This window comes from Luteibacter aegosomaticola, assembly GCF_023078475.1.
GTDB lineage: Bacteria > Pseudomonadota > Gammaproteobacteria > Xanthomonadales > Rhodanobacteraceae > Luteibacter > Luteibacter aegosomaticola.
In genome coordinates this window covers 1,552,469-1,574,297 of record NZ_CP095741.1, presented here as the reverse complement: position 1 = coordinate 1,574,297, position 21,829 = coordinate 1,552,469, and the positions used below count along the sequence as shown (strand labels likewise).

Annotated in this window: 15 protein-coding genes and 2 tRNA genes; 3 read left to right on the top strand and 14 right to left on the bottom strand. The window is 64.3% G+C overall.

The window, feature by feature from the left end:
- Positions 1–41: 41 nt before the first annotated feature.
- The 8 genes from recD to uvrB form a co-directional block, all read right to left on the bottom strand.
- Positions 42–1,925 (bottom strand): exodeoxyribonuclease V subunit alpha, encoded by a 1,884-nt coding sequence (gene recD, locus L2Y96_RS06925; protein WP_247334529.1) that lies wholly within the window; start codon positions 1,923–1,925, stop codon positions 42–44.
- Positions 1,922–5,572, bottom strand: coding sequence for an exodeoxyribonuclease V subunit beta (gene recB, locus L2Y96_RS06920; RefSeq protein WP_247334528.1), 3,651 nt, complete (start codon positions 5,570–5,572; stop codon positions 1,922–1,924). Before recB ends, recD begins: the two co-directional genes overlap by 4 nt.
- On the bottom strand, positions 5,569–8,994 hold the full coding sequence (gene recC / locus L2Y96_RS06915; RefSeq protein WP_247334517.1) for an exodeoxyribonuclease V subunit gamma: 3,426 nt from the start codon (positions 8,992–8,994) through the stop codon (positions 5,569–5,571). The genes recB and recC overlap by 4 nt, the downstream gene beginning before the upstream one ends.
- 70 nt (positions 8,995–9,064) lie before the next feature.
- Entirely contained in the window at positions 9,065–9,487 is a 423-nt protein-coding gene (locus tag L2Y96_RS06910; protein ID WP_247334510.1) for a CopD family protein, read from the bottom strand.
- Positions 9,488–9,555: 68 nt separating this feature from the next.
- On the bottom strand, positions 9,556–9,930 hold the full coding sequence (locus L2Y96_RS06905) for a hypothetical protein (RefSeq protein WP_247334496.1): 375 nt from the start codon (positions 9,928–9,930) through the stop codon (positions 9,556–9,558).
- A gap of 101 nt (positions 9,931–10,031) precedes the next feature.
- Positions 10,032–10,742, bottom strand: coding sequence for an rRNA pseudouridine synthase (locus tag L2Y96_RS06900; RefSeq protein WP_247334495.1), 711 nt, complete (start codon positions 10,740–10,742; stop codon positions 10,032–10,034).
- 100 nt (positions 10,743–10,842) lie between these two features.
- Positions 10,843–10,917, bottom strand: a tRNA-Val gene (locus L2Y96_RS06895).
- An 81-nt stretch (positions 10,918–10,998) separates the two neighbouring features.
- Entirely contained in the window at positions 10,999–13,020 is a 2,022-nt protein-coding gene (gene uvrB / locus L2Y96_RS06890) for an excinuclease ABC subunit UvrB (protein WP_247334487.1), read from the bottom strand.
- 126 nt (positions 13,021–13,146) lie between these two features.
- Here uvrB and L2Y96_RS06885 point away from each other — a divergent pair, with 126 nt between their 5' ends.
- From L2Y96_RS06885 to L2Y96_RS06875, 3 genes are all read left to right on the top strand, one after another.
- Entirely contained in the window at positions 13,147–13,671 is a 525-nt protein-coding gene (locus L2Y96_RS06885; protein ID WP_247334478.1) for a GspH/FimT family pseudopilin, read from the top strand.
- 47 nt (positions 13,672–13,718) lie between these two features.
- Positions 13,719–13,795: transfer RNA gene (locus L2Y96_RS06880), tRNA-Asn, on the top strand.
- 115 nt (positions 13,796–13,910) lie between these two features.
- Positions 13,911–15,050 carry a serine hydrolase domain-containing protein gene (locus L2Y96_RS06875; protein ID WP_247334476.1) on the top strand — a complete coding sequence of 380 codons (1,140 nt, stop codon included), beginning with the start codon at positions 13,911–13,913 and terminating at the stop codon, positions 15,048–15,050.
- A gap of 12 nt (positions 15,051–15,062) precedes the next feature.
- Here the strand turns inward: L2Y96_RS06875 and L2Y96_RS06870 are convergent, their stop codons facing one another.
- The 6 genes from L2Y96_RS06870 to L2Y96_RS06850 all read right to left on the bottom strand — a co-directional run bounded on the left by L2Y96_RS06870 (position 15,063) and on the right by L2Y96_RS06850 (position 21,488).
- On the bottom strand, positions 15,063–15,335 hold the full coding sequence (locus tag L2Y96_RS06870) for a DUF2845 domain-containing protein (protein ID WP_247334466.1): 273 nt from the start codon (positions 15,333–15,335) through the stop codon (positions 15,063–15,065).
- 109 nt (positions 15,336–15,444) lie between these two features.
- Positions 15,445–16,050: a DNA-3-methyladenine glycosylase gene (locus L2Y96_RS06865; RefSeq protein WP_247334458.1), complete on the bottom strand. Its 606-nt coding sequence runs from the start codon at positions 16,048–16,050 to the stop codon at positions 15,445–15,447.
- Positions 16,050–16,184 carry a hypothetical protein gene (locus L2Y96_RS22890; protein WP_256452199.1) on the bottom strand — a complete coding sequence of 45 codons (135 nt, stop codon included), beginning with the start codon at positions 16,182–16,184 and terminating at the stop codon, positions 16,050–16,052. Before L2Y96_RS22890 ends, L2Y96_RS06865 begins: the two co-directional genes overlap by 1 nt.
- A gap of 80 nt (positions 16,185–16,264) precedes the next feature.
- Positions 16,265–16,420, bottom strand: a complete 156-nt coding sequence (locus L2Y96_RS06860) for a DUF3309 family protein (RefSeq protein WP_247334457.1) — start codon at positions 16,418–16,420, stop codon at positions 16,265–16,267.
- A 135-nt stretch (positions 16,421–16,555) separates the two neighbouring features.
- The gene (gene ppnN / locus L2Y96_RS06855; RefSeq protein WP_247334455.1) at positions 16,556–17,953 is read right to left on the bottom strand and encodes a nucleotide 5'-monophosphate nucleosidase PpnN; all 1,398 of its coding nucleotides are present in this window, start codon (positions 17,951–17,953) and stop codon (positions 16,556–16,558) included.
- A gap of 175 nt (positions 17,954–18,128) precedes the next feature.
- Positions 18,129–21,488, bottom strand: a complete 3,360-nt coding sequence (locus tag L2Y96_RS06850) for a TonB-dependent receptor (protein ID WP_247334454.1) — start codon at positions 21,486–21,488, stop codon at positions 18,129–18,131.
- Positions 21,489–21,829: the final 341 nt, after the last annotated feature.

Here is a 21,829-nt window from a genome sequence, read left to right as displayed (position 1 = left end):
CGTAAAGCTAAGTCCTGGCGGGGTGTGTGTCAAATCCAGGCTCAGCGCAGCCGCCCCAGCAGGCCTGAGGCCCGCTTTGTTTTCCGCGCTACCGCGTATGCGAGGATGTCGGCGGTTGCGAGCAGCGTGAAATACCGCCGCGCGCGGGTGACCCCGGTATAGACCAGTTCGCGGGTGAGCACGGGTGACGGCTCCGGCGGCAAGGCCAGGGCCGTGTGTTCGAACTCAGAGCCCTGCGACTTGTGCACCGTCATCGCATAGACGGTCTCCACGGCCGTGAGGCGACTGGGTGTCACGAAGCGCAGGCGCTCACCGCCAGCCTCATCCATCACCAGGAAGGCTACCCGCAGCATGCTGCCGCCCTGCCCGTCCGGTACGGCCAGGGTGACGCCGATATCGCCGTTCATCAGGCCCACGGCGTAATCGTTGCGCGCCACGATCACGGGCCGGCCTTCGTACCAACCCGTGGTGGCCTTGATCAGCTCGCGCTCCATCAGGCCTTGGGCAATCCGCTCATTCTGCCCATCCACCCCCAGGTCGCCACGCCGCGTGGCGCAGAGCAGCTGGAACCGGCCGTACGCCTCCAGCGCGCCACGGCCCCAGGCCGCAAACGCCTCGTCACCCGCATCCGCGGCAGGCCGATGGTCGTTGATCCACTGCAGGTAGTGCCGATAGCCCGGCGCCTCGGCGCGCCCTTCGATAGCCAATGCGGCCACCGCAGCGGCGCTCGCCGGTTGCCGTGCGATGTCCGCGAACCCGCCGGCGAAAGCCGCGTTGACCGCCGCCGCGTCACCCTGGTTGATCGCCGTTGCAAGCGCGCCGATGCCACTGGCGCTGCCGAAGCGGCGACTGCGCCGAAGCATGGTGATGCGCTGGTCGAGAGGCCATGCGGCGGACGCATCGGTCCATGCACCGACGTCAACGCCGGCGACATCACGCAACCACGCACGCGTCGCGTCATCGTAATGGCCGGGCTCCGCGCGAGCGCAAAGATCGCCAAGTACCGCGCCCGCCTCCACCGACGAAAGCTGATCCTTGTCGCCCAGCAGGATGAGCCGCGCGCCCGCCGGCAGCGCATCCAGCGTCGCCGCCATCATTTCCAGATCGATCATCGAAGCTTCATCGATCACAAGGACGTCGACGTGTAGCGGGTTATCGGCGTTGTGATGGAACGCGCGCGTATCCGGGCGGCTGCCAAGCAGGCGATGCAGGGTGGTGACTTCGGCGGGAATGCCTTCGCGCACGGCGGCGTCGACATCAAGCTGCGCTACCTGCGCCGCGATGGAGGCATTAAGGCGCGCGGCCGCCTTGCCCGTTGGCGCGGCAAGCCGAATACGGAGGCGTGGCTGGCTGGCTCTTACCGCCAGGGTCTGCAGCAGCCCCAGCAAGCGAACCACCGTCGTGGTCTTGCCCGTGCCGGGGCCGCCGGTGATCACCGCAAACGAACTGCGCGCCGCGATGGCGCAAGCCACCTTCTGCCAGTCGATGGCCGAGCCATCGGCCTCGGCGGGGAACAGGCGGTCAAGCTCCCTGTCCAGGCCACGCGGCTCAGGCAGCGCCGGTAGCCGATGCAGGATCGCCGCGGCAACGCGGGCTTCATCGCGCCAGAAGCGCCGCAGATACAGCAACGGGCCATCCAACACGAGCGGTGCGGACGGCGCGCCATCGGGTGAAGCGACCAGGGGCGTACCTTGCAGCCAATCAGAGGCACCGACCAACGCGCCATCGTGTTCGCCGAGCGAGGCGACGTCGACGCATATATGTCCGTCCGCCAGCTCGCGACTGACCAGCGCCGCCGCCGCGAGCACGCGTGCATCAGCGCTCGGATCGAGCGTGGCGAGGAAGCGTGCGAAGGCGCGATCCATAGGCCGGAGCCGCCCCTCCCCGGTGCCGTGATCGAGCCACGCGTTGATATCGCCGATCATGCGCGGGCTCCTTCAAACAAGCGGTCCATGGCTTCGATCATCACCTTTGGCGGGCGCTCCACGTGCACGCCATGGCCGTGGCCATCGACGCCACGCAGATAAAGGTAGACCGCGCCACCGACATGGGTGTCGTAGTCGTATGCCGCGCCCAGGCGCGAGCGCAGCAGGCGGTGCAGCGCCAGCAGGTAAAGCGCGTACTGCAGCTCATAGCGCGAGTCCAGGATCGATGCGCGCATTGCTTCGGGCGTGTAGGCATGCGCGTCGGGGCCCAGCCAGTTCGACTTGTAGTCGGCCACGTACCAGCGGCCCTCGTGCTCGATGATGAGATCGATGAAGCCCTTGAGCATGCCGTTCAGGGTATCGCTCGACAGCGAGGGGCGTGGCGCGTCGTCCAGCGTGTATTCGCGGACGATTCGGTCCAGTACAAGCGTATCGACGTGACGCGCTTCAAACAGGAATTCGAGTTCGGCGCGGTAAAGCGCCGGGTCGTCCAGGGCGCGCAGCGCCAGTGACTTGCCATCGGGTAGACGCATCGGTGTACGCAACAGGACCAACAACCAGTCCGTCAGCAGGTCGATGGCGCCCTCCCAACCACGGCGCTCGCAACGGCGCGCCACCGTGTCGCGCAGGCGGTCGGGGTCGTCGGCGATGCGGCCAAAGCCCTCATCGGCGATCCACTCGAGCAGATCGTGCAGGAAGGTACCGGCATCCGCGCCACGGTGAAACGCGTGGATGCTGGCCGGATCGGCCACCACTGCCACGGGCTCGGTGACATATTCAACGATGACATCGTCGGTCGCGGTTTCGGGTGCCGGAACTTCGGCTTCGGCCTCGTCATAGCGTAGACCGCTGTAGCTGCCGATGCGCCAGGGCTCGGCACGCGCTAGACGCGGCTCGCGCGGCGGCGCCAGGCGCTCCTCACGGACCGGGGGTACATAGCGCCGATCATCCGGCGCAGGCATGTAGGCCACCTCGATCGACGGTGTGCCACGGGCAAGCGACTGGAGCAGACCGGCGATGGCACCATTGTCGATCTCCGCACCACCCGTAAGCAGGTGGCCGAACGCGCTCCGATGCACCTGAGGCTTCTTCGCGTTGCTCGCCGCCACTGGGGCGATACCCAGCCAGCAGGCATGCCGCGCACGGGTCAGTGCAACGTAGAGCAGGCGAAGATCTTCCTGCAGCGCGGCGCGCTCTGCCGCCTCTTTCGCCTCGGCCACGGCAGGGCCACCCTGCTTCTCACTCAGCAGTTCAAGCGACATGCCCTCGCCATCGTGGTACCGGTAGCCCTGACCGGAACGCGCCTTACCGCTGGCACATACGAACGGAAGGAAGACCAGGGGGTATTCCAGGCCCTTGGATTTGTGGATGGTGATGACCTTGACCAGGTCGTCATCGCTTTCCAGGCGCACGATCTGGTCATCGCCGTGGTGGCTTGCCGTATCCGTGATCCGCTCGGCGAGATGACGGATGAGCGCCTGTTCGCCATCGAGCGTCGCCGCTGCTTGCTGCAACAATTCGGCGAGGTGCAGCACGTTGGTGAGCGCGCGCTCACCGTACTCCTGCATGAGCAGGCGTGCGGGCAAGTCGAAGATGTGCAACAAGCGGTGCAACATGGCCAGCACACCGGCCTGCCGCCAGGTCTCGCGCAGGGCCATGAACTCCCTGCCCCGGGCTTCCCAATGCAGCTCGTCGGTGTTCAGCCGCTCCAGTTCGCCAAAACCGAGATGCAGCGTGCGTGTCGCCAGCGCGGCGCGCATCGCGGTATCGGATGACGGCTCGGCAACGGCACGCAGCCAGAACAGCAGATCGCCCGCCTCAACGCTTTCCCACACCGAGTCCCTGTCTGACAGGAAGACGCTGCGGACACGGCGCGCGGCGAGCGCGGCACGAAGCTCGCTGGCTTCGGCGTGACTGCGCACCAGTACGGCGATATCCGCCGGGCGTAGCGCGCGCAGATCACCGCCGGCCGGCTGGAACCCGGCTTCACCGCGCGCGGCCTCGTCGAGCAGGCGGACGATTTCGCTAGCGCAGGCGGCCGCCATCTCCTGGCGGTAATAACGGATGCCAATCGGCTGTTCGTCATCCAGCAACCAAAGATGCATCGCTGCCTGCTCACGCCCCCCGCGAATGAATCGTTCGTCGCGTCCTCGCGCGCGGACGGGCGTGAACGGAAGGCCTCGGTCGGCGAAATGAAAAGCGCCTGACGCGTGGGTCTCGCCGTGGGCGAACAGGGCGTTCACCGCATCGACCATGCCCTGGGTGGAACGGAAATTGGTATCGAGGCTGTAATGCGGTGCCTGCGCCTCGGCTCGCGCGGCGAGGTATGTATGGATATCGGCGCCGCGAAACGAGTAAATCGCCTGCTTGGGGTCGCCAATCAGAAGCAGGCCCACGTCCGCGACGGCACCATAGACGGCCCGGAAGATCCGGTACTGCAGCGTATCGGTATCCTGGAATTCGTCGATGAGCGCCAGCGGATACTGCCGGCGGATCGTCGTAGCCAGATCGGCGCCCGCCGGCGTCGCCAGCGCACGATCAAGGCGCAGCAGCAAATCGTCGAAGCCGATCTGCGCGCGACGGCGCTTCTGTTCGATAAAGCGCGTACGCACGCGCTCGACCGCATCGGCCAGGACGACGTGGCGGATAGCGACCCGCGACGCCTGCCATTCCGTCCAGTGTTCGATCGCTGCAAACGCCGGGTGCTCCGGGCGGGCCTTGCCCTTGCCCGTAGCCTTGCCGAGCCGGGATACCGAATACCGTGCGATATCGAAACCACCGGGCTCACCGTTGCTGGCCCAACGGCGCATCGCCGCCATGTCAGCTGGCATACGCTCCGGTTTGTACCAGCCCTTGTGCAGCACCGTGCTGGCCGCTTCGATGATCTTTTTGTCGATCGCTTCGGCGTCGTCGCGCCACGATCGCGCCGCATCGGCCATGCGCCGTTGATCCTCGTCATCCCATGCGCGCCGCTCGGCAAGCACCGCATCGAGACCTTCGCCGACGCTGAGCAGCTCACCATCGACGCGCAAGGTCGCCTCACCGCCGGCGAGCAGCGGCTTGAGCGAGCGCAACAGGGCATCCGGCGTGCGCCATTCCGCCTGGACCGCCGCCAGGGTGGCCTCATCGAGCGGGTAGAAGGTCTGTCGCCAGTAGTCGCGGACGCACTCCGCGAGGAGTTCGCTTTCGTCCGGCTCCAGTGTCTGCGCAAACGCATGCCCACTGCCGAACGCGTGCTGGGTCAGCATCCGCTGGCTCCAGCCATGGATGGTGAAGATCGCGGCTTCGTCCATCCATTGTGCGGCGAGTTCAAGGCGCCGCGCGCAACCGGACAGATCGCCGGGCGCGTAACTGGCGATGAGGTCGCCAAGCAAGGGCTCGGTGGAGCCGCCGCTACGGAAAGCCGCCGCCGCTTCGACGAGGCGGGCGCGAATACGCTCGCGCAATTCCTGGGTCGCGGCTTCCGTAAACGTCACGACGAGGATCTGCGGCGGCAGCAGCGGCTGTGGCATGCCATGACCTAACACCGCCCGCACGTAGAGCGCGGCGATCGTCCAGGTTTTGCCGGTACCGGCGCTCGCCTCAATCAGGCGCACGCCATCCAGCGGAAGTGCCAACGGGCGAAGCGGTTCGACGGCGAAGCTCATGCCTGCTCCACTTTCAAAGCAGCGCGCAGGTCGCGATACGGGCCCAGCTGCCGCGCAAAACCCGCGGCCAGCATGGCGTCGAAATCCGGCCACGCACGGGCAAGGTAAGGGTCACCATCGATCTCGCCACGACTGAACTCGTCGCTGGGCGAATAGGCGCGCCGGGCAGCGGCCTCGGCCGCCTCCTCGTCCTCGGCACTAATCCAGGCAAGCGCGGTCTTCATCGCGACAGGGAGCGGACTGCCCATGCCTTCGCACCAGGCACGCACAAGCGTGGTGAGCGCCCGGTGCGCATCATCGGCATCCATGGGCGCCATGACGATCGTGCCATCCGGACCGATATAACGCGTTTCGACGGCATGCCCCGCCACCTGTGCGACGAGGTGATCCACCCACGGCATCACCACACGGTGTACGAGCGGATGCCCATCGTTATCGAGCACCCCTGTCGGCGACACCAGCAGCGCCGCGAGAGCGCCGCTCTCGTTCGCCCGCAGTCCGGCCAGCCAGTCTTCGATGACGACGCCGTCGCAAGGCACGCGCACCTCGAACTTGCCCGCTTCAACAGGCCAGCGCCGGCGCTCGGCGATATAGCGGCCGTAGACCAGCGAGGCGCCCTCCTCGAGTTCACGCCGAACCGGCGCGGCGAACCCACCCATGGGCAGCATGCCGCTACGCTGAAGACGCGCCGTTGCCTCAGCCATGGCCATCCCGGCGGGGCGATCTTCGCGGAGGGCCGCGCGCAGGACGGTATCGGTCATCGCGAAGCGATCGAGGCCATCGAGCGCAAACGGTTCAAGCGCGTCGCTGGCCGCTTCGGGCACTTCGAAACGCACCCCCAAACGCGCCTGGAAAAACTCACGGACGGGGTGGCGCAGGAAGCGGCGCAAGGTGGCCAGACCGATCGGACGATCCGCCGACCATGCGGGCAATGCATCGCCCGCCGTCTCGACGCCGCCATCGTGCACGTGCCGCCATTCGTTGGCGTAGGTGAACAAGCGAGCGTCCCCAGCACGGAAGTACTCGCGGCTAAACGGTTGCAGGGGATGCTCCACCGTCAGGCGATGCAGCAGGGACGCCCCGCCCTCGTCGCGCCAGGCCGCCGACAGGTAATCGCGCAGCTGGCCGACCAGTACGGACGGCGCGCGCTCGGCGTTATCGCGGGCGCTGCGGCCGACCCAACCGATGTGCAAGGCATCCCGCGCGGAAAGCACGGCCTCAAGAAAAAGATACCGATCGTCCTCGCGACGCGAGCGATCACCTGGGCGCCAGGCACCCGCTCGTGCCATCAGGTCGAAATCCATGGGGGGCCGCGCACGAGGGTAGTCGCCATCGTTCATGCCGAGCAGGCAGACGAGCCGGAACGGGATCGCACGCATCGGCATGAGTGTGCCAAAGCTGACGGCGCCCGCAAGAAAGCGTTTCGACAGGCCGCCATCATCAATCTGGCCGAGCCATGCCTCGCGGACCACATCGACCGGAACCGGCTCGTCGAAGGCCGCTTCGGCACAGGCGCGCTCCCATCCCTCGAGCGCGTCGAGCAGGCGCTGCGCACGCATTGCGTCGTCGGGATCCGAGGTGTCGAAGAAGTCGCGCAACAGCGCCCGCAGGCGCTCGCCCCAGACCGCGGCGGACGCGGGTACCGCCATATCACGCCAGTGCCCACCGAGGCGCTCGACCAGGTCGGCCAGCGGGCCGACGAGTTCGGCATCAAGGCCGCCGACTTCGCCATACGGTTCGATATCGCCCCAGGCCTCGCCCTGCCCGACGGCATAACCCAGCAGCATGCGGCGCAGGCCAAAGAGCCACGTGTTCTGCTCCAGCGCCGGCAGCCCGAGTGATGCGCGTTGCTCGGCATCCAGTCCCCAACGGATACCCGCACCCTCCACCCAGCGGTGGAGCAGCGGCAGGTCGTCATCCCCCAGGCCGAAACGCTGGCGCAGCGCCGGCACATCGAGCAGGTCGGCCATGTCGCCGGCGCCGAATCGCGATTCGGTCATGCCCATGAGCATGTCGAGCGCCATCACCATCGGCACCGTGCCACGCGACGCTCGGTCGGCGATGCTGTACGGCACGTAGCGCGGGTCATCGCGCGAGACACGGCCAAAGACCGCATCGATATGCGGTGCATACGTGTCGATATCCGGGACCATCACGATGACATCGCGCGGCAGCATCGGATCACCCGTGCGTGCCGAGGCTTCGAAGCGCGCCAGCAACTGATCGTGCAGAATCTCGACTTCGCGCTGCGGGCCATGCGCTACGTGGAATGCGATCGACTGATCGTCCGCGCTGATGGCCGCGGGCGTCGATGGCAGCGGATCCAGATCGAGGATCGCTCCCTGCACCTGGCCCAGCAGCGTCGCCGCCGTGGGCTCCTCGAAGAAATCGATTCGCTCGTCCCAGGCGGTAAAGCGCTTGCGGTAGGTCTCCGGGTGGTCGAATTCATCGAGCATGCGGATGTAATCGCGTCCCTGCTTGCCCCACGCGGCCAGGAGCGGATTCGCATACAGGTGCAGATCACCCTCGTCCGGCATCGACGGTACGCCCGGCTTGGCCTGCTGCCTGCGGCGCTCCGCCCGGAGCAGCTCGCGATCGTCAACGATATCGGCCCAGTAGTGGCGGCACGGGTTTAGCACGACCAAGACCACCTGCGACCAGCGCGATAGTGCGGAAAGCGCCTCGATCGTCTGCCGCGGCAACGATGACATGCCGAAAACAACGATGCGACGCGCCAGCGCCCGTGGCCGCTCGGTAGCCGACGCTGCTGCCTCGAGGAAGCGGGCATGGACCGCCGCACGGTGACCGTCCGCTTCCGCGGAACCGACATCGTCAAGCAGGCGCTGCCAGAGCGCCGCCTGCCAGCGGTCGACCTCGAGCATGGTGGCCTGGCCGCCACGCGCATCACGCATGACATCACGGCCAGCCGCCCAGTCATCGAGCCAATCGGCCCGGTACACCTGGTAGCCGTCATAAAGATCGGCCAGGCGCTCGGCGAGCTGATGGCATTTACGCGCATCGCCCCCATCCCCGAGGAAGGCAGCGAGCGGCTCAAAAATGGGCTCGCGCGCCAACGCGGGCAGCAGGCGCATCAGGCGCCAGATGAGCCGTGACTTGTCGAACGGTGACTCCGGCGGCACCGCTTCGCGACCCAGCACGGCACGGTAGGCATCCCAGAGAAAGCGGCCGGGCAGCTCGACGTTCACGGACGCAGCGATACCCAGGCCACCGTCCGATTCGGCACGCGCGAGGGCCAGGCGGAACCACTGCGCGATGCCGTTGGACTGGACGAGGATGCGCTCGTCTTCGAGCGGACGCAGCGGCGCGTGGCGCAGCCATCCGACGAGGATGTCGCGCAGGTCTTCGAGGCGGTTGCCGTGCAGGACCATGAGGCCCGGCTCGATGGGGTGCGTATCGCTCAAGCGCCAGCTCCGTCGGCGGGATGGATGTCACGGCGGATCATGGCCGATCGCGGTCTCAGGCGGAGAGACCTCAGAACGGCTTCGCCACCACGAGGTAAACGATGGCCAGGAGGACGAGCACCGGCAGTTCGTTGCCGATACGCAAGGCCTTGGACGACGGCAGCGGGCCGCCAGCCATGCTGCGCTTCAGCGCCCTGCCCGACCAGATGTAGTAAGCCAGCATGACCGCCACCAGCGTCAGCTTTGCGTGCAACCAGCCCCCGGTAATGCCGAAGTAAAGCCAGAGCACCAGCCCGAACAGGAACGCCAGGCCGAACATGGTGTGGCCAAACTTGTAGAGGCGACGCCCCATGAGCTCGAGGCGCGCCTTGACGGCAGCTGGCTCGCCCTCGGCCTCCTTGATGTTGACGAGGATGCGCGGCAGGTAGAACACCGTGGCCATCCAGGCGATGACAAACACGATGTGCAGGGATTTGGTCAGCAGGTAAGCCATCGGCGGCACTCCCTTGGAAAGCCTGAGTGTAGCCGGACTGGCCGCCCGCCGAGATGCGGCAGGGAGCCTCACAGGGCATGCATGAGCCGCTGAAAGGCCTGCGCGCCCGCAAAGCCCACCGTGCCACCCAGGGCCGCGATGGCCGTCATCATGCCCCACAGCCGATGGCGGTAACGGATGAGGTCCTGGACATCGCACTCGACCACGCGCAAGCGCTTGTCGATGGCCCCGACATCGCGGTGCACGATACTCACGGACTGTTCGACATCGCCCACGCGCTTCTCAAGCCGCTCAAGGCGGCGATCGATACGCTGAAAACTATCGTTCGTGCGGGCAGCGTGGTCGTCGAACCGGGATACGAACGCATCGAAACGCGCATCGGAGCGCGCCATGCGCTCCTGCAACGACGTCCAGTCAGCCGCGGACAGGGTCCAGTCAGTCATAGCTAAGGCATCCAAAGGAAGGAGCCCGCAGCATCCACCAGACGCTAAATCGCAAACAGTCTGCGACGCTCAACAGATGGCGTAAGGAAACCCTTACAAAATCAAAAACGATCGGTCGTCGCGAGATAACGCCACTGCCCCGGTTCAAGCCGCCCCATGGGAATACGCCCGACGCGAAGCCGCTTCATCCCCAACACCGTCAATCCCACCTCGGCGCACATCCGCACGACCGTTTCCGGCGAGATCCGCTTCATGGCAAACCGAAGGTGCTTTTCGTTCTGCCAGCTCACCTTGATCGGAGGCAGCGCGTAGTTATCGAAAACGAGCCCGTGATTGAGCAAAGCTAGACCGTAGGGCTTCAGCTCGCCCGATACTTCGACCACAAGCTCCTGCTCAATACGATCGATGTCTTCCTGCAGGCGCCGCTTCACGCGCCAATCCTGGGTAAACACCAGCAGGCCACTCGCTGCTTCGGGCAGGCCCAGCGCGGGCTCAAGCTTCGCAAAGTGTCGATGGAGGACGCGAAGCCCCGAGGGGTCGTCGTCCACATGGTTTTCCACCCGGATCAACGCGCGTGCCGCATCGACAGACAGGCCCGCCGGCTTGTGCAGGATCATGGATGCCGGCTCGGGAGGCGTCAGCCTGGCGTCCGGATCAATCTCGATGCGCTGGTCCGACACCTTGAACTGCGGCTGCTCGACGACCACGCCATCGACGCGCACCCAGCCACCCTCGATGTACATCTCCGCCTCGCGGCGGGAGCACGGTACGAGGGCTGCAATACGTTTGGCGAGGCGCTCGGGTTCGGTCATCAGCGTGGCCTGAGGGTTGAACCGTGCCGGAAGGCAAGAAAAAAGGAGCCTGAGGGCTCCTTAGTCGTTCTCTTCAATGCCACTCGCCTATTGAGGAAAGTGGTGGGCGGTACAAGGATCGAACTTGTGACCCCTACCATGTCAAGGTAGTGCTCTACCGCTGAGCTAACCGCCCGAAGAGCTGCGCAGTTTACCGATGCCCGAGGGCGGACGCAAGGGGGCAATGAAAATTCGTTGCCCTCCCCGTGCCGGGGCCTTAGCGCAGCGCCCGCTCCCGCAGCCGGTGGATCTCGTCGCGCACCTTGCCGGCCTCCTCGAACTCCAGGTTCTGCGCGTGCTTGTACATGCGCGCCTCGAGCTTCTTGATCATCACGCCGACCTGCTCCGGATTGAGGTCCGCATAGTCCGGGGCGGCTTCGGCCACCTTCTTCGCATCCTTGCCCTTCTTGCCCTTCCCGCGGGAACCGACGTCTGCGCGCGCGCCCTCCATGATGTCGGCGATGCGCCGCACCACGGTCTTCGGCGTGATTCCGTTGGCCGCGTTGTACTCCATCTGCTTTTCGCGACGACGGGCGGTTTCGTCCATCGCTTCCTTCATGGAACGCGTGATCTCATCCGCATAAAGAATAGCCTTGCCGCGCACGTTACGAGCGGCACGACCAATGGTCTGGATCAGTGAGCGGTTGGAACGCAGGAAACCTTCCTTGTCAGCGTCGAGGATCGCGACGAGCGAGACCTCCGGCATATCCAGGCCTTCGCGCAGCAGATTAATGCCCACCAGCACATCGAACTCGCCCAGACGGAGGTCACGGATAATCTCCGTGCGCTCCACCGTCTCGATATCAGAGTGCAGATAGCGCACCTTGATATCGTGCTCCGAGAGATAATCCGTCAGGTTCTCCGACATACGCTTGGTCAACGTAGTGACCAGCACGCGGTCGCCCATTTCGATGCGCTTGCGGATTTCACCCAGCAGATCGTCCACCTGCGTACGCACGGGACGCACTTCAACTTCGGGATCCACGAGGCCGGTCGGACGCACCACCAGCTCGACAATATTGTTGTCGGAATGCTCCAGCTCGTACTTCGCCGGCGTGGCCGAAACGTAGATGGCGCGGGGCGCGCGACGCTCCCACTCTTCGAAACGCAGCGGGCGGTTATCCATCGCCGACGGCAGGCGAAAACCGAATTCCACCAGTGTTTCCTTGCGCGAGCGATCGCCTTTGTACATGGCGCCAAGCTGCGGCACGGTCACATGGGATTCGTCGACCACCATCAGCGCATCGGGCGGCAGATAATCGAAGAGCGTCGGCGGCGGCTCGCCCGGACCACGCCGGGTCATGTGCCGCGAGTAGTTCTCGATGCCCTGGCAGAAGCCCACTTCGGCCATCATTTCCAGGTCGAAACGCGTACGCTGCTCCAGGCGCTGCGCCTCGACGAGTTTATTGTCCTTGTACAGCTGCTCCAGGCGCTCGGAAAGCTCTACCTTGATCGTCTCCATCGCGTTCAGCACGCTCTGGCGTGTCGTCGCGTAATGGGTCTTCGGGTAAACCGTATACCTCGGCACCTTGCGCAGGACTTCGCCGGTCAACGGGTCGAACAGCGAAAGATTCTCGACATCGCCATCGAACAGCTCGATGCGTAGCGCTTCGGTCTCCGATTCCGCAGGGAACACATCAATAACTTCGCCACGCACGCGATACGAGCCGCGACGCAGCTCCATTTCATTACGCGTGTACTGCAGCTCCGTGAGCTGACGGATCAGCGCGCGCTGGTCGATATGCTCACCGCGCGACAGGATCAACCGGAGGCTCATGTAATCCTCGGGATCACCCAGGCCGTAGATCGCCGATACCGTGGCCACGATCAACGCGTCCTTGCGCGAAAGCAGGGCCTTGGTCGCGGCCAGGCGCATCTGTTCGATGTGGTCGTTGATGCTCGAATCCTTCTCGATGAAGGTATCCGAGGCGACCACATAGGCTTCCGGCTGGTAATAGTCGTAGTAGCTCACGAAGTACTCCACCGCGTTATGCGGGAAGAACTCCTTGAACTCGCCGTACAGCTGCGCCGCAAGCGTCTTGTTCGGCGCCAGCACGATCGTCGGCTTCTGCACCTTCTCAATAAGGTTGGCGATCGTGAAGGTCTTGCCCGAGCCGGTAACGCCCAGCAGGGTCTGCGCGGCAAGGCCGGCTTCAAAACCTTCAGTCAGGCGGCGAATGGCCTCGGGCTGGTCGCCGGAGGGCTGGTACGGCGAGACGAGCTGGAAACGGTCAGTCATGGCCAGCAATATGAAGGCGAAAGCCTTGAGTTTAAAGGCGGAGCGCCTACATGGCGTGAGGTCGAAGCCCGACAGACCCGGACCTCAGTCGGGCCGATCCTGTGGGGCCCACTTCCTGCTCGGCTCATGCCACACATCCCTCGCGCCTTCACCCTCATCGAGCTCGCCGTCGTGGCGCTCATCCTGGCCATCGCTGCATCCATCGCACTGCCGGCGATGGACGGCCTGCTGGCGCGGGCACAGCTCCACCAGGCCAGCGAGGTCCTCGCCGAGGACCTCGCATCCGCCCGGCGTGCCGCCACCCTCCGCGGCCGGGCCATCACGATCTGCCCCAGTGGTGACGGGCATCGGTGCCAGCCAGGCGCAGGGTGGGAGGCGGGCTGGGTCACGCTCGACGGTACACGCGCGTTATCCGTGCACGATGCCCTCCCCCGCCGGCTCGCCACCCGCTCATCGATGGCCCGCACTGGCATTCGTTTCGACCCCAGCGGAATGGCACCGGGCGGCAACGACACGATCACCCTATGCGTCCGGAAACGGCCTGACATGGCGGTTTCCGTGGTGATTTCGATGGCCGGGCGCATCCGTACGGAACCGCCCGGGGCGCGGCACATCGGGGCCTGCGCGACGTTCCGTGAAAACAATCGTTAAGAATGCTTGACAGCCCCCGGCAAGATACACAAAATACGTGGCTCCCCGCCCGAATAGCTCAGCCGGTTAGAGCACTTGACTGTTAATCAGGGGGTCGTTGGTTCGAGTCCAACTTCGGGCGCCAGATTTGAAAAGGGCTTGCAGCGATGCAAGCCCTTTTCTTTTGCCTCTGCGAAGGCACATGGAAACGGCATCCATCATGGCTCACCATGCTCGGAATCGATTCCCCGGGGCGCGCCATGAAACGTCACCGCTTCGCCTTGGCTACTGTCGCCCTTTGCGCCAGCGTCAGCACTGCCTCGCTAGCGACCGACCAGCTGCAGAGTGATAACCCGCTACGCACCGGGATGAATAAGGCCGTCGATCGCGCGGCGACAGCATATTTTGCTAACGCATGCCACGCAGGTGTATCGGTGGCCGTGGTCACACCGGAAGGCGAGCGCGTGTACGACTACGGCGTTGCCAACCGCAAGACTGGCGCACCCACGAAGGCCGACAGCGTTTATGAAATTGCTTCGGTCACGAAAAGCTTCACGGCCACGCTAGCCGCCTTCGCCGTGCACGAAGGGAAGATGACCCTCGATGGCGACTTTCGTAGATATCTCGACGGACCGTATCCGAATCTCGCAATCGATGGACATCCCATCACCCTGGGAACCCTGCTCACCCACCGCTCCGGCATGCCTCGCGATATCCCGAAGTCGGACGCCATCTTCGCGGAGAAGGATCCCCGCACCCTGCCCGGCAAGCTACTCGCACTGAATCAGGGGCGAGGCGAAAAGGACTTTCTCCGCGACTTGCACCACACGACCCTGCAGAGCAAACCGGGGGACGAAGAGCGCTATTCGAATGCCGGATTCATGCTCATCGGCGTCGGCCTGGAGCGGGTTTACCACGCGCCCTACGCCACCCTGCTGGACCAGCGCATCCTGTCGCCCCTCGGCATGGCCTCAACGACCCTTCGACTGTCCCCTGCGCTCGCAGCGAAACGGGTCACTGGATATGACATGTTCGGCAAGCCCGCCCCTGCGCACCCCGATAACGCCGGCGCCGCATGGGGGCTGTGGTCTACGGCGGCCGATCTGGCCCGCTTTGTCCGCTGGCAGCTCGACGAATCGAATCCGGCCATCGCGCTCTCACACCGACCGCTTGTGCACGGCAGCGATGAGGATGTTGCCATGGCCTGGCACGTGGCGAAGGTCAACGATGCGCCGATGATTTCGCACGGCGGTGGCAGCTTCGGCACGTCCAGCCAGGTCGTGCTATTCCCACATGCAAAGCGAGGCTACGCCCTTCTCGCCAACGACACCTGCAAGGGCACCGAAGGCGCTCTCAAGAGATTGGCCATGGACGTTGAGCAGGCGAACGACTCGCCTTAACAGCCTGGACGATTAACTATCGATCTGCGTAATCGAGGTCACGCGACCATCGACGACCTCCACCTGCACGCTCTTCCCTTGCTGGAAATACTCCAGCCGGTAGCCTCGCAGGCCACCACGCGATGTCTCGATCGGCGTTTCGCGATCCGGCTTCCCGGCGATCTGGCGAAGGCGGCCCTCACTATCACCCGTACTCACTACCTGCGAGTTAACGCGCCAGGTCTCGGAAGCAAAGGCGGGGAGCGCCAAACACGCGAACAACAGGCCGACAACAAAACGTTTCATGCGGATCTCCGTATCGATGTGCCGCCAGCCTAGCGCCACAAAAGGATCAGCCACAAGTTGTTGCGAACCGCACGGATGCCGTGCATTCAGGGTGGCCAGCCGAGCCCCGTCACTTCGAAACGTTCGGGTTCCCGGCGACAAACCAGCGCCAAAGCAAATCCGTGCCCTCGCGAATGCCAATGCGCGCCGAGCCCGGCACGTTCTCCGGCGGAGGCATGCCATCGTCGAGCACGGTGTAGCCGTCGCGGGCGCGGACCAGGTCGATGCCGTTCTGCTCGCCGGTAATGCCGAGCGCCTGGGTGAGACGAGCCGGGCCGCTACATAGCTCTCGGTCGCGACGGATCTTCGGCCGTGCCGCACGCATCAATTCAAGGCCCGCGATGGGTTCCAGTGCGCGAATGAGACAGCCATTGCCCTCACCCTCTTCCCCACACACGGTGTTGCAACACCAGTGCATCCCGTAGGTGAAGTACACATACATGTGCCCGGCCGGGCCGAACATCACTTCATTGCGCTTGGTCTTCCCACGGAAGGTATGTGCGGCAGGATCAATCGCGCCCACATACGCCTCGACCTCCACAATGCGCCCCGCGCGGCCATCGGCCGAGGCAAGCACCTTGTTCAACAGCTGCGGCCCGACCTCGCGGGCATCGCGCTGGTAGAACGAACGCGGAAGAACCTCACCGGGAGGCCAGGCTGTGCGTTTGCGCGGCATCAGGTTTCGGGGACCTCGCCGTCGGTATCCGGCTCGGGGCCGGGCCGCTCCACGGGTTCATGGTCGTACGGCGGTGGCGATGTGCCGGGTGCCGGCAGGTCGGTATCAGGAACGGGGCGATGCGGTCGGGGCATGGAATCCTCCTCGCGCCGCCGCCAGGGCGCCGCGCACCCCATGATGCTACCCAAGGATGCGCGGCAACGTGAGTGCGGCGTCAGAAGACGCCGAGCAGCCAGCAGACCAGGATGATGGCGAGGATCACGCCAATACCGCCGCTGGGGCCATAACCCCACGAACGCGAGTAACCCCAGGTCGGCAGGCCACCCACCAGGGCAAGCAGAAGTACAACGAGAAGAATGGTGACAAGCATGGGCGCCTCCCTCAAGACGATATGTGCAGGCATCCTCGCCCGCCGCCCCGTCTAGGCCCTGTGACGCCCATAGGGGGCGCCCAAGTCACGTTCAGCATCTGGCAGGGCGGCGTTGCGCCGCCCTGCCCGTTTCTATCAGGTACGCACCACGTAGCACGGCTCGTAAGCCGTACCACCGGGGAGCTTCATGCGGTGCTGCGCCACGAAGGCCTTCAGCAGGTCGTCGAGCGCACGCATGATTTCCGGCTCACCATCGATCACGAACGGGCCGTGCTCGGCGATGGCACGGACACCCTCCGGCTTGACGTTGCCGGCGACGATGCCCGAGAAGGCACGGCGCAGGTCAGCGGCCAGTTCATGGCGCGGACGATCACGATGCAGCGCAAGGCTCGACATCGCGTTATGCGTCGGCGGGAACGGCTGCTGGAACGGCAGCGGGATATCGAGCGCCCAGTTGAAGAAGAACGCGTCCTTGTTGTCCAGGCGATGGTTGCGCACCTTGTCGATGCCCGAGACCATCGCGTGGGCTACGGCCGCCGGATCATCGATGATGATCTTGTAGTGCTCGGCCACGGAATCACCCAGGCACAGGCGCAGGAACCGATCGATCTGCTCGAAGTACGGCGCCGAGTCACGCGGGCCGGTGAAGATGAGCGGGAACGGGATGCCCTTGTTCTTCGGCAGCAGCAGGATGCCGAGCATGTACAGGATTTCTTCCGCCGTACCGACGCCACCCGGGAACACGATGATGCCGTGACCCAGACGGACAAACGCCTCGAGGCGCTTCTCGATATCCGGCATGATCACCAGGTTGTTGACGATCGGGTTGGGCGACTCGGCCGCGATGATGCCCGGCTCGGTCACGCCGATGTAGCGGTTGCCCTTGCGGCGCTGCTTGGCGTGGGCAATGGTCGCGCCCTTCATCGGGCCCTTCATCGCACCCGGGCCGCAGCCCGTGCAGATATCCATGCTGCGCAGGCCAAGCTGGTAACCGACGCGCTTGGTGTACTCGTACTCGTCACGCGAGATCGAGTGGCCACCCCAGCACACCACCAGGTTCGGATCGACCTGCGGACGCAGGATGCGCGAATTGCGCAGGATCTCGAACACGCTATGGGTGATGCCGACCGTGTCTTCCAGGTCGAACGCACCGGCTTCAAGCTGGGCGGAAACGTAAACGATGTCGCGAACGACGGCGACGAGGAGCTCGTTGATACCGCGGATGATGCGGCCATCGACGAAGGCCTGCTCCGGGGCATTCTTCAGCTCGATCTTGATGCCGCGGTCTTCCTGCAGCACCTGGATATCGAAATCCGGGTACTGCTCGAACATCGAGCCCGGATCGTCGGAAAGGTTGCCCGAGGTAAGCACCGCCAGCGCGCAACGGCGCAGGAGCTGGTGCAGGCCCGACCCGCTGGCATCGCGCAGGCGCGCGACCTCATTACGGGAAAGGATATCGAGGCCGCCCGCAGGAGAAACGCGCGCGCTGACCGTCTTGCCGGTGACCGGCTCCCCAAAATGCTGGGCATTCATTGACTTACATGTCCTTCTGACCGCGAATTAGCGGCGAACCCCGCTCCGGGAGGTGGAGCGGACTGCTTAGGATCACGCGGGGGTTGGGCGGGGGTCAAGTCTGCCGCTGGCCACAAAAGAAAACGGCACCCTTTCGGATGCCGTTTCCCAGTTCCACTAGAGGCTTACGCCGCCATTAGAACGTGTAGCGAACGGTCAGCTGGGCGGACCAACGCGAGACCGGGTTCAGCTTGGTCGCGCTGTTGTCGGTCGGGGCATCGTACACAGCCTTCGAACCCGGGGCGTAGTTGCCCTGTGCGTCGGTCGGCAGGTTGTAGATGTAGTTGCCCTGGGCGTCCACGCCGCCGAAGTTGGCCAGCGTACGGGTGTACGGGAAGCCGACGTACGACTGCTGTCCCCAATCCTTGTTGAGCAGGTTCAGGAAGTTGTAGATGTCGAGACGGATCTCGCCCTTGTTGCCCTTGAAGATGCCCGGGATTTCCTGGCTCAGGCCAAGGTCGATCTGATTGACCCAGCTCGACACCGCATCGTTACGACGCGCGATCTTGCCCTGGTTCTTACGCAGGCTCGGATCGTGCTGGATGTAGTCGAAGAACTGGTTGACCAGCGCATCCGATGCAGCCGACGCGCCATTCGCGGTGCGGAAGGCCGTACCGTCGTTACGGGTCGGGATGTAAGCCAGATCCTTCGAGTACGAGTCACCATTGGCGTCGTTACCGAACACCCAGCTATACGGCACGCCCGAGTGGCCATCGTAGAAGGCACTGACGGTCGTGTTGTAGTCGCCGAAGAACGCGTGCTGCCACGTGATCGAAGCGTTGAGGCGCTTGGCGATGTTGGTGTTGGCCGTGGAAGCCACGTCTTCGTTCGGGTTGGTCCAGGCGCTGTTCGAGTAGTTCGACGAAGCCTGGCTGGACGTACCCGGGTTCACTTCGGTCGCGTGGCCGCCGGTGGCCGACACGCTCCACGACCAGCCATTTTCCATCGGCTTGGTGAACGACAGGGTCACCGTATCCGCACCACCCTTCGAGGTGTTGGTCAGGTAGGTGACAGCCTGGGCGAAGCGGCCATCAGCACGGTAACGGTTGCGGTTGGTGCTGAGCGCCGCGCCCGTCGCATTGCTCGTCGCGCAATTCGCAGCGGCACCGATCGGGGTGGAACCACCGATGCAGCCGTAGTACGTGAAGCGGCCGTCCGGCATCTGGCCGGTCGGGCCACCGATGTTCAGGTTCTGGTAGAAGATACCGTCCTGCACGTCGAGGTGCTGGTACTCGATGCTACCGATGATGCCCATCCACGGCAGTTCACGATCAAACGCGATCGAGGACTTCCAGACGCTCGGCAGCTTGAAGTTCTTGTCGACCGTATCGACGGCCATCTGCGGCTGCGTACCCGGGCCGCTGGTCTGCTGCTTCAGCGGATCCGGGCTGAACGCCGGGCAAGCGATGCTGAGCTGGCTACCGAGACGGCAAGTGCCATCGGCGTTGCGATCGTACGAATACGTGACGATATTGATACCGTTGTTCTGGTACGGGTTCGTCATCCACACGGTCGGCGGATCGGACTGGAACAGGCCAACACCACCGCGCAGCTGGGTCTTGTACTCGCTGTCGAAGGTGTAGTTGAACGACAGGCGCGGCTCGACCAGCTTGCTGCCGTTAACCGTGGCGGCATTGCTGAAGCCGTACTTCTGCTCGAACGTCGCGTTGTACAGCGGCTTGTCGTCGGTCAGGTACTTGTTGACGCGGAAGCCGAACTGCACCGACAGGTTGTCGGTCGGCTGCCAGGTGTCCTGCAGGAAGAACGTGTGACGACGCAGCTCCCACTGGGCGGCGATGTCGTTCAGGCTGTAACCCGGAGCCGGCTGGTACAGCGAGTAGTTGCTGTAAGCGCCGTTGGCCAGGCTGTTGATGCCGTTGGCGAAGGTGTAGGCGCCGAATTCCGTACGACCGAACAGGTTATAGATGCGGTTACGCTCCCACTCGAAGCCACCCTTGATGGTGTGGTCGTCGAGGTACAGGGTGCCGGCCCACATGGCGTTCAGCGTCTTCACCGACGCCGAGTTGTAGTGCGAGAACTGGTCTTCGCCGAGGTTGATCGTCGGACCCGTGCCCTGGGCGCTACCGATGCCGCTGTTGACGCGCACGGTGAGCATCGGCTGCTGCGTATCCACCGAACGGTTCAGCGAGTAATCGCTGTAGCCGATCTTGGTTTCCGACGAGAAGATATCGCTCCAGTCGTCGAACGACTGCAGGGTGTAGTTCTTGATGTCGGAGTTGACGGTGTACCAGTAGCTGGACAGGCCGATCGACGACGCGCCGTTACCCTGCGGGTTGGGCTTCACTTCCTTGGTACGCGAGTACGCAAGGTTCATGCGGTGACCGTCGGTGATGTTCCAGTCGATCTTGGCAATGTAACGCTTGTCGGTCAGCGTGCCAGCATTGGCGCCAAGCGTACCCGGGACGATGCCCAGGCCCTGCGCGTTCGCAATCGTGCGGGCGAGATCGGCCGACGACACCTTGTTGTTGTTCGAAGCAGCAAGCGACGGGTCGAGGCCGTTCACGGCGCCCGAGCTCAGGCCGGTCACTTCTTCCTTCTCGTAACCGGCGAAGAAGAACAGCTTGTCCTTGATGATCGGGCCACCAACGGTGGCACCGGCCTTCCAGTTACGGTCGAACTCGGTGTACTCGCGGTCCTGGCCATTATTGATCCAGCCAGCGTCGCCCACCATGCTCGAGGCATTCTTGAAGCCGTAGTACACCGAGCCGTGGAACTCGTTGGTACCCGACTTGGTGACGGCGTTGATGTCCGCGCCGATCGTGTCGGAGCTGACGTCGTAGTTGGCGGTCGAGATGTTGAACGAATCCAGCGTGTCCATCGACACCGGCGAGCCGACGGTCGGCATGCCGGTCGAGTTCAGACCGAACGGGTCGCCCACGCCCAGGCCGTCGACCTTGATGGCGTTCATGCGCGAGTTCTGGCCGTTAGCCGAGATGGCGCCGGTGCCGTGGTCGACGTTCACGCGCGGGTCGAGGCGCGCGATATCAGCGATGTTGCCGCTGGGAGCCGGCGTAGCCTTGAGCTGCGCCTGCGAAATGGTGGTGCCCAGGCCCTTGTTCTCCGACGAGAACTGACCCGAGACAGCGGAAACGGTGACGGCGCCGAGCGCGGTGGCGTCAGCGGCGTTGGCGGCGGCACCCGAGGTGAGGTTCACCGCGGTGTCAGCGCCCAGCGACAGGTAGACCTGGTCCTGGCGGGCCGACGGCACGCCGTCCTTGTTCGCGGTCACGTCGAACGGGCCACCCGGGCGCAGGCCCTGGGCCGAGTAACGGCCGTTGGCGTCCGTGGTCGTCGTCTTGGTGGTGCCCGACGGCTCGTGAACGATGGTGACGGTGGCGTTGGAGACCGGCTGGCCGGCGCTATCAAGGACACGACCGCTGATCGTCGACGACGTCTCCTGGGCGAAGGCGGACGGCGCGGCGATAAGCGACGCAATGGCCAACGGCAGGAGTTTGGCGCGGATACGCTTCTGCATGTAACGAACCTCACAATTTCGCGAGAAAAAAAGCTGGTAAGACAAGGCGTCGCAACACGCCCGTCCCCTGGAAGGCAACAACGATTCTTCGGTTTTCCCCTGACCCGGCGACATCGCCCAGCGGTCTCGGAATGACAGTGGTCCGTAAAGACTAGATGAAGTTTATTACATCGGCGTAACAAGTTGCGATAGGAAAAGGTCCAAGAACGTACGCCTTCCCGGCACTTTTTAGATCGATCAAGCACTTATAAGTTCATGATTTTACGATCATTCAAACGCACGCAACTTTTCGTCGCCCGTCCTTGCGACCGGCGTCATGTTTCATGTCACATGAGACTTCG